We start from the raw sequence: 13,599 nt of genomic DNA, 5'->3' as shown, positions 1-13,599 counted from the left end.
TTATGTATAGTCTGGCAATCCACTTTTACGCATTTATTATTGCGCTGATATCTCCATTTCATAAGAAGGCTCGGATCATGCGTCTGGGTCAGTGGAGGACCAATTCTATTCTTCGTGAGAAGATCGACCGGAATGCAAAGTATATCTGGTTTCATGCTTCCTCCCTGGGCGAGTTCGAACAGGGCCGTCCGATGATGGAGAAGATCAAGGCGGAACATCCGGAGTATAAAATACTGCTTACTTTCTTTTCCCCTTCGGGATATGAGGTTCGTAAAAATTATAATGGGGCGGATGTCATTTGTTATCTGCCCTTCGATACGCCTTACCGGGTTAAAAAGTTCTTGAATCTGGCAAACCCGGCTATTGCCATATTTATCAAATATGAGTTTTGGGGAAATTACCTGCATGAGTTGAAGCGCAGGGATGTTCCTGTTTATATTATTTCTGCCATCTTCCGTCGCGACCAGCTCTTTTTTCAATGGTTCGGCTATCCGTACCGGAAGATGCTTTATTGTTTCACGCATTTGTTTGTACAGGATGATCGGTCGGCTGCATTGCTGAATGAGTTCGGAATAAAGAATGTGACGGTTACCGGTGATACCCGTTTCGACCGGGTGCTGGATGTCCGTAATCAGGCACGCGAATTACCGAATGTAGAACGTTTTGTTTGTGAAGGAGGGGAAGAAAAACACCTTACTCTTATCGCCGGAAGTTCCTGGCCGCAGGATGAGGAAATTCTGATCCCTTATTTCAATGAACATCCGGAGATGAAGCTGATCATTGCTCCACATGAGATACACCGCGAACATCTGATGTATATCGAATCGCTGTTGAAGCGTCCTTCCGTCCGTCTATCGGATGTGAAACAGGATCCGTCTTTGCTGGAAGGTAAAGATTGCCTGATTATCGACAGTTTCGGACTATTGTCTTCGATCTATCGTTATGGCACGATCGCTTATATCGGTGGTGGTTTCGGTGCCGGTATACATAATACGTTGGAGGCGGCTGTTTATGGCATTCCGGTTCTGTTCGGTCCCAGATACCAGAAATTTAAGGAAGCCCGTGATCTGATCAAAGTCGGTGGCGGTTTTTCCGTATCGGATAAACAGGCCTTCTGCGATAAGATGGATGAACTGCTTACCTATCATGAAGTGTTGGAAGCTGCGGGAGATAGTGCGGGACGTTTTGTTAGCGGTAATGCGGGATCGACTGATAAAATATTAAAGGAGATTCCTTTGGGATAATAAAAGAATAATTTAACAGATAAATAATTCATAGAGAAAAGCTACCTCATTATGGGGTGGCTTTTTTTATGAAATGTTATCTTTGTTTCCGTTCTTAATTAATCAATGAATGTGTATGAAAAAAGTCTTTAGTTTGTGTTTTTTGGTTCTCGGTGCGCTCTTTTCCTGTGGATCAGTGAAAGACCAGCCGGAGGAGGCTTCTCTTTCTTCTTATGTAAATCCTTTTATCGGAGCATCGACCAGCATGGATGCTGGCGGTTCCTATCATGGTTTGGGTAAAACGTTTCCGGGGGCGACTGCTCCGTTTGGAATGGTGCAGGTGAGTCCTAATACGATAACAGGTGGTGATAATGGACCGGGTTATAGTGATGAACATACTTCTATTGAAGGTTTTGCTTTTACACAAATGAGTGGGATCGGCTGGTATGGCGATCTGGGGAATTTGTTGGTAATGCCGACAGTCGGTAAGTTGCATACTTTTTCGGGAACGTTGGAAGATCCGGATAATGGTTATCGTTCCCGGTATGATAAAGCATCGGAGAAGGCTTCTGCAGGTTATTATTCCGTGATGCTTACCGATTATCAGATAAAAGCGGAAGCGACGGCCCTTCCTCATAGCGGTATGTTGCGTTTTACATTCCCGGAGAGTAAAGAGGCTCGTATACAAATAGACTTGGCACGCAGGGTAGGAGGAACTTCTACCTGGCAGGCGATCGAAGTGATCAATGACCATACGATCAGAGGTGAAATGAAATGTCCTCCCGAAGGTGGCGGCTGGGGAAATGGTGCAGGAAAATCTGATTACACAGTCTATTTCTATGCTGAATTTTCCCGTCCTTTCCGATCGCATGGCGTATGGTCGGCCGACATACCGGACGGGTGGACACGAAAACGGGAAGATATCGAGAGCGAACGTTATCATGAAGTTGTTCGGAATGCCCGCATTATCCCTGATGTGAAGTCGTTGACCGGAAAGCATTTGGGCTTTTATGCGGAATTCGATACCGATGCAGGAGAACAGATCCTCATGAAAAGTGGGATCTCTTTTACCAGTATGAAGAATGCGGAAGAGAATCTGCATTCGGAAATGAATGCCTGGGAGTTTGACGCAACATTGGCTGACTGTCGCCGGTTATGGGACGATGCCCTGTCCAAAATAACTGTGACCGGAGGTACGGAGGATGAAAAACATATCTTTTATACTGCTCTTTACCATACTATGATCGACCCGAGGATTTGTAGTGATGTGAACGGGGAATATATGGGAGCGGACAAGAAGGCGCATATGACGGATCAGTTCACTAAACGAACTATTTTTAGCGGATGGGATGTTTTCCGTAGCCAGATGCCTTTGCAAACTATTATTAATCCAACCCTGATCAATGACCTGCTCAACTCGTTGGTGGAGATTGCCGATCAGAGTGGAAACGAATATCTGGAGCGATGGGAATTGTTGAATGCCTATTCCGGTTGTATGTTGGGTAATCCGGCTCTGTCTGTTTTGTGTGACGCTTATTCAAAAGGAATCCGTTCTTATGATATAGATAAGGCATACCGTTATGCTTTAAATACTTCCCGGTTGTTTGGTAATAATAAAGAAGGATATACGCCGGGTTCTATCTCTCATACATTGGAATATGCATACAATGATTGGTGTATGGCCCGTCTGGCTGAATGGTTGGGCAAGGATACCGATAAGGAATATTTTGACCGCCGGGCTATGACCTATTCAACAATTTATGATACCGATTATGGTTGGTTCAGGCCACGTAATGAAAAAGGTGAATTTCAACCTTTACCCGAAGCGGGAAGACTGGCGGAAGGATATGGTTGTACGGAGAGTAATGCATACCAGCAGGGTTGGTTCATTCCACACGATGTGGAAGGTATGGTTCAAATGATGGGTGGGCGTGAAAAAGTGCTGGCCGATCTGACGGATATGTTTGAACAGACTCCCGAAGGTTATCTCTGGAATCAATATTATAACCATGCTAATGAACCGGTTCATCATGTTCCGTTCCTGTTTAACCGTCTGGGTGCTCCCGAACTTACTCAAAAATGGACGCGGGATATCTGTCGGAATGCTTATAAAAATTCAGTCTTGGGTCTAGTCGGAAATGAAGATGTCGGGCAGATGTCTGCCTGGTATGTATTGGCAGCTAGTGGATTACATCCGGTATGTCCCGGTGACCAGCGTTATGAAATAACCAGTCCGGTATTTGAGAAGATCGTTTTCAATTTGGATCCGGACTATGCTGAGGGAAAAACATTTGTGATTGAAGCTCGCAATAATAGCCCTGAAAATATATATGTCCAGCAGGCTACTTTAAATGGAAATCCTTACAATAAATGTTATCTGACGCATGCCGACCTGATGAAGGGCGGAACGTTGGTATTGCAGATGGGGGCAAATCCTTCGGATTGGGGAAAATGAGACAAAGACTTATATATATTGAATATCTGATACATAATAAGAAATGATACATACTATTCAAAAATCCGAACGCTTGAATGTAGTAGATGCGCTTCGCGGTTTTGCTTTGTTGGCGATTGTGTTGTTGCATAATCTTGAACATTATAATATTTATTTCATTCCGGAATTTCAGCCGGCTTGGTTGCAGGTTCTGGACAAATGGATGTGGGATAGCTTTTTCTTTCTGTTTAGTGGAAAGGCTTATGCTACTTTCTCCTTGCTTTTTGGTTTCAGCTTCTATATTCAGTTTCATCATGCGGAACAAAAAGGGATCGATTTTCGGGGACGTTTTGCCTGGCGGTTGGTTCTGTTGTTCTTGTTTGCCCAGCTTCATGCTTTATTTTATAATGGTGATATCCTGGTACTCTATGCCGTTGCTGGTTTTGTACTTATTCCGGTATGTAAACTGAAAGATAAAATTGTTTTTTGGATCGCCGTCTGTTTGTTGCTTCAGCCTTTTGAATGGGGCAGAATGTTGTATGCATTATTTGACCCGGATTATGTCGCTGTCGGAAATAGATTCATGATCTATTCAGAACGGGTAGGAGGGGTAACTATGAATGGTTCTTTTGGGGAGGTCTTGCGCAGTAATATATGGGATGGACAATTATATAGTAATTTCTGGCAAGTAGAAAATGGACGGTTGTTTCAGACATCGGCCTTGTTTATGTTTGGAATGTTATTAGGACGTAATGGATCTTTCATAAGGAGTGATCGTACAATTGGTTTCTGGAAACGTATCTTGGGTATAGGTGTATTGGCATTCATACCACTTTATCTGCTTCGGGTTTTTGTCCCCGAACATATAGGCAATCCATCCGTATTGCTTCCATATAAGATAATAACACAATCTCTTAGCAATTTTGCTTTTATGCTAATTTTGGTTTCGATCTTTGTGCTGATTTGGTTTAAAAAGGAGAATGGGTGTAACTGGCAAAAGTTTATTATACCTTATGGGCGTATGAGCCTGACAAACTATATTTCGCAGTCTATTATAGGAGTATGTATTTATTATGGATTTGGCTTGGGATTGTATCGTGTTACCGGGGCTACAGCGACTTTGCTTATCGGATTGTTTATTTTCTCCGCTCAATGGCTATTCAGCCGTTATTGGTTGTCACACCATAAACAAGGACCTTTGGAGTATTTGTGGAAACAAGGAACTTGGATAGGAAGTAAAAACAATAAAAGAAGTAATTAGGAAACATTGATAAAACAACCCCGACAGACCAATAATCTGCCGGGGTTGTTTTTCTTCGTTCTTCAATTCAATTCTTAATTTTCGTCTGTAAACATCGGATCCCAGGCCGGAAGGCGGGTCGGTGTTTGTTTGAGAACGTCTTTCACTTTGTCGGTGATGTATTTCTTTTCGACTACCAGACGGAACATATATTCGTTGAACCATTCGTCGGTCATGATCAGGTGGCCACTGTTGGCACCCGGTCCCCAGCTATTTTCTACCATCCATTTTTTAGGTGTGCCGTTTGCATCGAGATCGACAGCCATCAAGGTCATAGCATGTGACGAACCGCTGGCGAATGTTTGGATACGCTGTTTCTTATCCATACCGAAAGTAGTTCCCATCAGTGAACCGTAGTCGTAATAGTTCACATCCAACAGACCCCGTTCACGATCGAAGAATTTACCTACGTCGCAAGAGAAATACATCATTGTACTGTCTTTGATAGAGGCGATAGCCATCTCTTTGATCTCTTCAATCGGCAGGTTTACGTAAGTCCAGTTCTTTCCATCATAACGGTGACGGTCGAAATCGATCTCATATAACTTATAGTATTCACGGCTCGGATCGTTCATCAGCATGACATAATTGTTTGTCAGGTCTTTGCCGATATATTCGTCGAAGAATGATTTGGGAGTATATTCTTTTGTTTCAACCGGGTTGCCTTGTGCATCTTTGCGAGTCCAGGTAAATTTCGTAGGCGGTTCACCCAGGTTGAGGACCAGCATCCGGTAAATGGTTCCCAACATTTCTGTTTTGTCTTTTTCCAATGCAGCCACTTTGGCTCCTTTGGCAGACTGATCGCGTAATTGCAGGCCGAACTCTTTTAACTTAAGACCGATCAGGTTGGCCATTCTTCCCGTACTTTCGCTACTATGGGTTTCCACCATTACGTCAGCGGGAACTACGCCATATTTACCCAGGATATCGGATATGCCGGTGAATTGTCCTCCGTCGCTAAGCGGATTTTTGAATAACCATTCCACCATTTTGTCATCCATCGACTTTTCGCGTGTGTCGATGATCCCTTGCAGGAACAGGTTGGCTTTTTCCAACTGGTCCCAGAAGAAGGAATAATTCTGTGAGAATTGAAAATCTCCCATATTATATTTCGCGATCGCCTGTGCCCGGAATACGTTCAAACCGGTAAACAACCAGCAACGGCCGGAAGACTTTTGATTGGTAATACCTTTACTGTTTACTTTATTAGAGAAGTAAGTATCGAAATTGTTTTTGCTGTCGGCATTTACTGCCAGCTTATTGATGTCGTTGTTACTGATGGCGTTATGGATAGCCTTGTCGGTAGGAGTTCCTTTGTACGATTGTTTGATCTGTTGCAGCATTTCCGGAGAGATTCCTTTGTCGGTCTGCTGTCCGAAGGCGGATAACGTAATACCCAATGCGAGGGCAGTTATCCATAGGTTGTTTTGTTTCATGATATATTTAGTTTGTAAGTTTATATTGGTTCACAAACTTACGATAAATAGCCGGAAAAAACGAAAGGAGATGTATTAAATGTTTGTATTACCGAACGCAGATGACGCAGAAAGCGCAGAATATCGCAGATAATTTAATAATAAAAGTCTGCGAGACTCTGCGTTTTCTGCGTCATCTGCGTTCGGTAATTCCTTTTATGCCCGTTTTCTGGCCAGGAACTTCTTACTTAACCATTTTCTTACCGGTTCGTCATATAGTTTCAGGCATAGGTAAGCCAAAACTATATTCAATGCACAAACACACAAAACTACCTGCCAGGTCTCGGCAAGCGTGTAAAGTTCCTTGTCGATCAACCAGGCATAGAACAGATACATCACAGGATAATGTATGATATAGAGTGGGAAGGAGATGTCTCCCAGGAATTTACATATCTTTGTCGACTTCGTATCGGTAGTGGTTCCCGATGCACCTATCCAGATAAGAATAGGGAAAATCAGGATGATACAAACGGATTCATAAAGTCCGTTCATGGAAATCGGGTCTGTCCCTTCCACGAATGGTACAGAGAATAATCCCAGTAATATGATCGAACAGATCCAGAATGCGCCTCTCACTTTGATGGGTTTGAAGTTACGGGATAAAAGCATACCCATAGAAAAGGGGAAGAGCATGCGTAATAATCCGCCTACAAAATTCACGCCGTCCAATGTCCAGCCGACTCCGATGTTACCGTAGCCGGATACGTCGAGGGTGGCGAATGCTGCCAGTGCCGCGCCCATCAAAAAGACGACAACAGTCAATGCTTTGGTTGACAAACGGCGAATGAACAGGGCGTAAAGAATATTGCCGATATACTCGAAGAACAACGACCAGCTGGGACCGTTCAGTGGGAACATTTCACCGTTTCCTCTGACCTCATAATTGGCTCCCGGTATTGCGGGAATGAAGAACAACGAACACAGTAGGGATAGCATGACCAGGGAGATAGAGACGTGTGTCCCGTCCCATTTTACACTGCCTTGAATCAGGAAAGAGATAACTCCCAGAACCGCTCCCATGATAACCATCGGGTGGAGACGGATCAAACGGCGTTTAAAGAAATCTTTCATAGTCAGCGTCTTCGACCAGCGGTCGTCATAGGCATAGCCGATAACGAAACCGGACAGGATAAAGAAGAAATCCACTGCCAGATAACCATGATTGATAGTGTCGATGGTAGTGCCTCCGGCGAAAGCGTAGCCTTCGAAGACGTGATACCATACGACTAAAAGTGCTGCTACTCCTCTTAATCCGTCGAGAAGATCGTAATGAGGTTTACTGTCTGTAAACGCAGCGGAAGAAATGTTTTGCATGATAAGAGTTTATTATTTAGATTATTACTACGTGTAACTAATGAAGCTCCAAAATTATAAAACTTATGCGTCCTAAAATTTGTCCTATATCAAATTTTACCGGATAATGATTATTTCTGTGCTCTGAGGCGGCTGAGTGTAGAGGGGGTAATTCCCAGATAGGATGCGACATATCCCAGTTGTACTCGCTGATAAACTTCTGGGAATTGTCGTTTGAATTCTTCGAATCTTTCTTTTGCTGATAACGTAAGACGTTCTTTATGTGAACGGTGCAAGCGTCTGTATTCGTTTTGATGAATAACTCTTCCCCAATTCGCCAATTCAATATTGGTTTGAAAAAGCTGAAGTAAATCGGTCAATGATATTCGATAGGCTACTACATCTTCGAGTGTTTCTACAAACTCTTCGCTTACCTTGTTATAATATAGTTCGTCCATACTAAAGACAATGCTTCCTTCATGGGCAAAGGAGGTCGTTATTTCCTCTCCGTTCACCAGCCAGAAAGAACGAGTCATGCCTTTCTCGATGAAGTAGGCCGATTTGCAAAACATATTTTCCTTTATCAACTGATACTTTTTAGGGAAATGGCATAAAGTAACATGTTCTTTTAATGTTTGTATCGTTGTATCGGAAATTGGGTATGAAGAGTTTATCTTGTCTATAATATTTACCATAAGAGATTCTTGATTGTTTTCCATCCTTTGCAAAAATAAGATGAATAACCCAACATTTCTCCTATCGGGAAGATATTTTCATAGAAAAGGTGATAAAGTAGATTAATCAATCTAAATAAGAGAAGCATTTATTCGAACCGGAGATTACATGTAATAGAATAGTGTTGTGTAACAATGTTTATTTATATATTAATAATGTTTATATTATGATTGATAATGTTGAATGTATTATTATCTTTGTTGCGTAAAGATTGAATAAAATGGATGAGAAAAAGAAACGATTACCCTTGCAATGTCCGGCCTGTGATTCTCCTCTGAGAGTGGGACGGTTGTTTTGTGAACAATGTGATACAGAGGTCTGTGGAAACTTTGAGCTGCCTCCTTTGGCAAGATTGACCGAGAAGGAGCAACTGTTTATCGTTGATTTTATCAAGTCGAGCGGCAGTTTGAAAGATATGGCGAAAAATATGGGGGTGAGTTATCCGACTGTCAGGAATATCCTGGATGATCTGATTGATAAATTAAATAAGATTGAATAGTTATGAAGAAACAATGGTTGAATTTTCTTGTTAATCCGTTTGAATGGATTGCCGGTTTTCAGGCGTTAGGGTGGGGGCTTTTAGGAATGGTTGTTTCCACTGTTATCAGTTATCTTTCCGGATGGCATTATCATGGTTTATTGCACTTTGGGCCGGCCCCGAATCCAGCCTGGTGGTGTTATGCTGTTGAACATTTGGTGGTTTGGATTGTACCGGCTACTCTGTTTTATTTGGGCGGATTGATCTTGTCGCGTTCCCGGATCAGAATGATCGATGTGTTGGGGACAGTCGCTTTTGCTCAGATTCCTTTCATTTTTATGAATTTGTTCAATATGTTGCCTCCGATGCAAAATCTGGCAAAAGTAGATATGAATGTGCCGCCGACAGAATTGTTGGCGCAACCAGGTTTTCTGGTAGGAGTTTGGCTTTCGCTAATCGGTGTAATATTCTTGGTTTGGGTGTTGGTTTGGATGTTCAAGGCGTTGAAGGTCTCCTGTAATCTGAAAGGGTATTCGTTGGGTATTCTCTATTGTGTGGCTGTGTTTGGTGGGGATATTCTTTGCCGTTATTTGATTGGTTTGTGTTATTAATATATAATCAAAGTTACTGAGGAGTGCAAATGTTATTTGATTTTGGGGTGGGGATAACTCTAATCATCATTGGACTTTTGGCGGTGCCATTTCCTATGTTGATAAGTGGTTATAATATATTGCCCAAGGAAAAGAAAGAGAAGGTGGATATAAAAGGCTTAAGCCATTTAATCCGTAGCTGGCTGGTTGGTATGGGAGTAAGCCTCATAATAGGATCGGTTTTATTGGAACTTTTCGGGCTTCAGGAAATAAAAGGACCTTTTATCGGTATCCTTCTTCTAGGGGGATGTTTTTTACTTTTGATAAAAACAAATCGGTATATTCCGTAAATTACTCTTATAGCAGTAATTTACGGAGTGCCGGAATATCTTCTACGATATGGTCTGCTCCGGTTTCTAATAGTTCTTTATAATCACCGAAGCCGTATAAGACACCGATAGAGTCAATTCCTGTGTTTTTTGCTCCGATGATATCGTGTTTTCTATCGCCTATCATTACAACAGAACTCAGATCGGTTATATTGTTCGATTGTAAGATGTAATTGATAACATCTGTTTTAGTATGAAGCGAACCATCCAGGCCGCTACCGGCAACAAAGGAAAAATAGTTACTCAACCCGAAATGATCGAGGATGCGTTTGGCAAAGATTTCCGGTTTGGAAGTGGCCAGTATCACTGTTCTGCCGTTTTTTTGAGCATCAGCGAGTAATTCTTTGATTCCCGGATATAATTCGTTTTCCAGAATGCCTTTGTCGGCATATCTTTCCCTGTATTTGTCGGTGGCAATAATTGCTTGTTCATCGGTGAAGTTGTAAAAATCCTTGAACGAGTCAAGGAGGGGAGGGCCGATGAAAGGGGTTAATTCCCGTAAGTCATTTACCTGAATGCCGAAATGGTTTAGTGCGTATTCAACACAACGCGTGATTCCGGTTTCAGAGTCGGTGATTGTACCGTCGAGGTCGAAAAGGAGATATTTGTATTGTTTCATTTATTGTCAATTTTGAATCTATTTGTCACAATAAAAGAACCAGGAACTCGGATGACGCGGATTAGGCGGATCAAAACGGATTAAATGATCCGATCCGTTCAAATCCGCTCAATCCGCGTCATCCGCGTTCCTGGTTCTTATTAAAATAGTTCATATCTTTCTAAATCATTACTTATTTATTTCTTAGAAGCCCAAACCAAGCCATCCTGTCTGATATGCCAAATAGTACCGTCTGTGCCGGGTAATGTGATTTCATACATGGAAGGAGTATTGAACAGACTGATCTGCTTTGCTTGTTCAGCCGGACATAATTCTTCGGGTTTGAGAGCTGCTACAGATGGAGCATATTCGCCGAATGTCGCTGCATACTCGTTCTGACGGTAATACAGGTTACGTAGAAGCCATTTTACTTCATCATTCGGATCTGTAACAAATGGAGTTTCACCTGTTCCGGCAACCTTATCCGAGATCTGTACAAATCCCCAGTATTCAGGCATGTGGATATTGATTACCCCTGTCGGAGCCCATACCCAGTTGTATTCGCGTATTTTGTCTTCCCCTTTGATGGGAACTTTTACATACTTGCCGTCCTGTACCTCTGTGGTCCATTCTACACGGGAGAAGTTTGTGCGGATATGTTCACCAGCAGTAGGAGCCTTTTTCCCTCTTGCTACCTGATAAATCGATGACCAGGGAATAAAGACCTCTACGCTCCACGATTTGTCGGTGTCTTTCGGATTATTCAGTGTGCCATCTACGTAAACAGCTGATTTCATACCTGCAAATTCCCAGTTATTCAGTACTTGTGGATTGTCGCGATACGGTTTGCTCAGATACAGGTCCCATTCCGTTCCCAAAGCATTTACCTCGTATTCGAGATAATTGTGTGTGTCGTTTGTCGGATTGAGGAATATCTCAAAATCGTTATCCTGATAGATTACGGCATCGTGTTCCGTGATCGTAGCCCATACGTGGGGCTCTTCCATCAGGACTGCGAAATACATGCCCTTGTCGTCGTAAGTCATTTTGGCCCGTGTCTGCAAGAGGGGTTTGGGGCGTTTGTCGCCTTCGATATCGACAAAGTCCGTAGTCCAGGGGATGGCATCCCATTCTTCGGGGGACATTTTTCCGTCTATCTTGATCGGAGCCGGCGCTTTATAACATACATACGTCGGAGGATTGTAAGGAGCCTGCGGCGTGTAAGTAATCTCTTTTCCTTTCTCCTGTGGCGCTTGTGCACAAGAAAGGAGTAACAATGCTGCCATTGGCGCAGTAAAAACTGTTTTCTTCATTTGTTGTTTAATTTAGTATGTTTATTCTGATTTATTATTTGACTTTTGAATGATCTCCATAGCAGCTCCCAGCCATGTGTCGATATCGTCCGGGTAATGTTGGGAAGTGCGTGTGTCGCTGCGTTTATGCCCCAGGCGTACGACTACGGCATTCAGTTCCGGGATGGCAAAAATATACTGTCCCAAAATACCCCGCATATAAGGAATTTCCAGATTCTTATAAGTCAGATGCCAAAACTGAAAACCGTAACAATGGTTCTTTTCATTGTATTCTTTAAATACCAGACTGGTATCCGGTGTTGTAGCCTCTTTTATGTATGATTCGGAAACGAGCTGTTTTCCGTTCCAGCTTCCTTTATTTAATATCAGTTGACCGAAACGGGCGAAGTCGCGGGCGTTGCTGTTGAAGCAGCAATATGCTTTTTCGATACCCTCTTTTTTATCCAGGCTCCAAAGGGCATCTTCTTCTGCGTTTATCGGAGTCCATAATTTTCTTGAAACATATGAACTTATATTTTCACCGGTCGCTTTTTCGACGATAAGGGACAGTAACTGCGTGACACCGCTCTGATAGATGAAGTTGACACCCGGTTCTTCTATTTCCTTCATACCTAAAGCGATTTTTTGCAGGTCATCCCCGTAATACAGCTTTGTAGTGGGAGAGAAGGGGGAAGAGTAAGCCTCGTCAAAGTCGACGCCCGCACTCATTGTCAGTAAGTGACGGAGTGTTAACGTCTTGCCGTTGTAACCTTTAAATTTCGGGTAGAAGTCGCTGACCGGCTGATCTACATTTTTAATAAAACCGTCGTCTATGGCACATCCGATGGCCAGCGATACGATACTTTTGGCCATAGAAAATGAGTTGCTGTGCGATTGAGGGGAATAACCTTCCCAGTACTGTTCAAAAAGTAAGGAACTGTCTTTGATGATGACAAAGGCTACGGTTCCCAGGTCTTCGAACACGGGCAGGTATTTTTCCGGAATGGATAATTTATTGTATGCTTCCGCCTCCGCCCAGGGATGTGGGTTACTAGCTTTCACTGTCCGGTTTTCAAAGATCGGATACTGGTCGATCTTCGGGAGCAGGTGAATAAGGGCACGCCGCAGATAATAATTGGAGGGCAATACCAGATAGCCTCCGATACAACATAGAGCCAGTAGTATTGCCCATCCTGTCTTTTTCATTTATTCTGAATCTTCTTTATACCAGCTTGCATACATGTGGTAGTTTTTTGCAATCTTTTGGTTGATCTCTTTGGCCTGTTCCGGGTCTACTTTCTTTACGAATTTAGCCGGTACGCCGGCGTAGATACTGCCCGGTTCAACGATTGTCTTGCTCAGAACGACTGATCCGGCAGCCACAATCGCCCCTTCACCGATCACTGCATGATCGAGCACGACAGACCCCATTCCAATCAGTGCACCGTTGCAGATTTTAGCACCGTGGATAGTTACATTATGTCCTACCGAGACATCGTCGCCGATCTCGATGGTCGATTTCTCATACAGTGTATGCAGGACGGAACCATCCTGTATGTTCACTCCGTTGCCGATACGGATTGAATTTACGTCACCACGGAGTACGGTACCGAACCAGATGCTGCAACCGTCTCCTATTTCGACATCGCCGATGATGGCGGCGTTGTCTGCTAAAAATGTGTCTTTACCGATCTTGGGGGTAAAGCCTCTGACTGATTTTATTATTGCCATAATTATTCAATTGACAATTAACAATGGACAATTGACAATGAAAAGACAGCGACAACTAATT

At 43.0% G+C, this 13,599-nt stretch carries 13 protein-coding genes; 6 read left to right on the top strand and 7 right to left on the bottom strand.

The window, feature by feature from the left end:
* The first annotated feature begins 2 nt into the window (after nt 1-2).
* The 3 genes from P3L47_RS01400 to P3L47_RS01390 all read left to right on the top strand — a co-directional run bounded on the left by P3L47_RS01400 (nt 3) and on the right by P3L47_RS01390 (nt 4,918).
* Complete coding sequence (locus P3L47_RS01400) at nt 3-1,244, top strand: 3-deoxy-D-manno-octulosonic acid transferase (RefSeq protein WP_122362449.1); 1,242 nt, start codon at nt 3-5, stop codon at nt 1,242-1,244.
* Between the two features lie 115 nt (nt 1,245-1,359).
* On the top strand, nt 1,360-3,678 hold the full coding sequence (locus P3L47_RS01395) for a GH92 family glycosyl hydrolase (RefSeq protein ID WP_122362448.1): 2,319 nt from the start codon (nt 1,360-1,362) through the stop codon (nt 3,676-3,678).
* Between the two features lie 43 nt (nt 3,679-3,721).
* Entirely contained in the window at nt 3,722-4,918 is a 1,197-nt protein-coding gene (locus P3L47_RS01390) for a DUF418 domain-containing protein (protein WP_277782472.1), read from the top strand.
* 74 nt (nt 4,919-4,992) lie between these two features.
* Here the strand turns inward: P3L47_RS01390 and P3L47_RS01385 are convergent, their stop codons facing one another.
* From P3L47_RS01385 to P3L47_RS01375, 3 genes are all read right to left on the bottom strand, one after another.
* Entirely contained in the window at nt 4,993-6,393 is a 1,401-nt protein-coding gene (locus tag P3L47_RS01385) for a C1 family peptidase (RefSeq protein ID WP_277782471.1), read from the bottom strand.
* 195 nt (nt 6,394-6,588) lie between these two features.
* Nucleotides 6,589-7,746: an acyltransferase family protein gene (locus P3L47_RS01380; RefSeq protein WP_129732170.1), complete on the bottom strand. Its 1,158-nt coding sequence runs from the start codon at nt 7,744-7,746 to the stop codon at nt 6,589-6,591.
* A 110-nt stretch (nt 7,747-7,856) separates the two neighbouring features.
* Complete coding sequence (locus P3L47_RS01375) at nt 7,857-8,420, bottom strand: Crp/Fnr family transcriptional regulator (RefSeq protein ID WP_277782470.1); 564 nt, start codon at nt 8,418-8,420, stop codon at nt 7,857-7,859.
* Between the two features lie 260 nt (nt 8,421-8,680).
* On the opposite strand from P3L47_RS01375, the gene P3L47_RS01370 reads away from it, so the two are divergent.
* Genes P3L47_RS01370 through P3L47_RS01360 form a run of 3 tightly spaced genes read left to right on the top strand, consistent with a single transcriptional unit; the run spans nt 8,681 to nt 9,878 of the window.
* Nucleotides 8,681-8,959 (top strand): DUF2089 family protein, encoded by a 279-nt coding sequence (locus P3L47_RS01370; RefSeq protein WP_075558769.1) that lies wholly within the window; start codon nt 8,681-8,683, stop codon nt 8,957-8,959.
* A 2-nt stretch (nt 8,960-8,961) separates the two neighbouring features.
* Entirely contained in the window at nt 8,962-9,549 is a 588-nt protein-coding gene (locus tag P3L47_RS01365; RefSeq protein ID WP_277782469.1) for a YIP1 family protein, read from the top strand.
* 29 nt (nt 9,550-9,578) lie between these two features.
* Complete coding sequence (locus tag P3L47_RS01360) at nt 9,579-9,878, top strand: DUF3784 domain-containing protein (protein WP_122362442.1); 300 nt, start codon at nt 9,579-9,581, stop codon at nt 9,876-9,878.
* A 7-nt stretch (nt 9,879-9,885) separates the two neighbouring features.
* On the opposite strand, the gene P3L47_RS01355 is transcribed toward P3L47_RS01360, so the two are convergent.
* The 4 genes from P3L47_RS01355 to P3L47_RS01340 all read right to left on the bottom strand — a co-directional run bounded on the left by P3L47_RS01355 (nt 9,886) and on the right by P3L47_RS01340 (nt 13,538).
* Nucleotides 9,886-10,536, bottom strand: coding sequence for an HAD family hydrolase (locus tag P3L47_RS01355; RefSeq protein WP_277782468.1), 651 nt, complete (start codon nt 10,534-10,536; stop codon nt 9,886-9,888).
* A gap of 176 nt (nt 10,537-10,712) precedes the next feature.
* Nucleotides 10,713-11,828, bottom strand: a complete 1,116-nt coding sequence (locus tag P3L47_RS01350) for a carbohydrate-binding family 9-like protein (RefSeq protein WP_277782467.1) — start codon at nt 11,826-11,828, stop codon at nt 10,713-10,715.
* A gap of 21 nt (nt 11,829-11,849) precedes the next feature.
* Nucleotides 11,850-13,013: a serine hydrolase domain-containing protein gene (locus P3L47_RS01345; protein ID WP_122362439.1), complete on the bottom strand. Its 1,164-nt coding sequence runs from the start codon at nt 13,011-13,013 to the stop codon at nt 11,850-11,852.
* The gene (locus P3L47_RS01340; RefSeq protein WP_122362438.1) at nt 13,014-13,538 is read right to left on the bottom strand and encodes a gamma carbonic anhydrase family protein; all 525 of its coding nucleotides are present in this window, start codon (nt 13,536-13,538) and stop codon (nt 13,014-13,016) included.
* Between the last annotated feature and the right edge of the window lie 61 nt (nt 13,539-13,599).

It is taken from the genome of Parabacteroides chongii, assembly GCF_029581355.1.
GTDB lineage: Bacteria > Bacteroidota > Bacteroidia > Bacteroidales > Tannerellaceae > Parabacteroides > Parabacteroides chongii.
The sequence above is the reverse complement of the archived record's forward strand: the minus strand, read 5'-3'. Positions and strand labels throughout refer to the sequence as shown.

Excerpts from the sequence above, each read along its gene's own strand:
- P3L47_RS01400 (WP_122362449.1), top strand. The coding sequence starts at position 3 with ATGTATAGTCTGGCAATCCACTTTTACGCATTTATTATTGCGCTGATA.
- P3L47_RS01395 (WP_122362448.1), top strand. The coding sequence starts at position 1,360 with ATGAAAAAAGTCTTTAGTTTGTGTTTTTTGGTTCTCGGTGCGCTCTTT.
- P3L47_RS01390 (WP_277782472.1), top strand. The coding sequence starts at position 3,722 with ATGATACATACTATTCAAAAATCCGAACGCTTGAATGTAGTAGATGCG.
- P3L47_RS01385 (WP_277782471.1), bottom strand. The coding sequence starts at position 6,393 with ATGAAACAAAACAACCTATGGATAACTGCCCTCGCATTGGGTATTACG.
- P3L47_RS01380 (WP_129732170.1), bottom strand. The coding sequence starts at position 7,746 with ATGCAAAACATTTCTTCCGCTGCGTTTACAGACAGTAAACCTCATTAC.
- P3L47_RS01375 (WP_277782470.1), bottom strand. The coding sequence starts at position 8,420 with ATGGTAAATATTATAGACAAGATAAACTCTTCATACCCAATTTCCGAT.
- P3L47_RS01370 (WP_075558769.1), top strand. The coding sequence starts at position 8,681 with ATGGATGAGAAAAAGAAACGATTACCCTTGCAATGTCCGGCCTGTGAT.
- P3L47_RS01365 (WP_277782469.1), top strand. The coding sequence starts at position 8,962 with ATGAAGAAACAATGGTTGAATTTTCTTGTTAATCCGTTTGAATGGATT.
- P3L47_RS01360 (WP_122362442.1), top strand. The coding sequence starts at position 9,579 with ATGTTATTTGATTTTGGGGTGGGGATAACTCTAATCATCATTGGACTT.
- P3L47_RS01355 (WP_277782468.1), bottom strand. The coding sequence starts at position 10,536 with ATGAAACAATACAAATATCTCCTTTTCGACCTCGACGGTACAATCACC.
- P3L47_RS01350 (WP_277782467.1), bottom strand. The coding sequence starts at position 11,828 with ATGAAGAAAACAGTTTTTACTGCGCCAATGGCAGCATTGTTACTCCTT.
- P3L47_RS01345 (WP_122362439.1), bottom strand. The coding sequence starts at position 13,013 with ATGAAAAAGACAGGATGGGCAATACTACTGGCTCTATGTTGTATCGGA.
- P3L47_RS01340 (WP_122362438.1), bottom strand. The coding sequence starts at position 13,538 with ATGGCAATAATAAAATCAGTCAGAGGCTTTACCCCCAAGATCGGTAAA.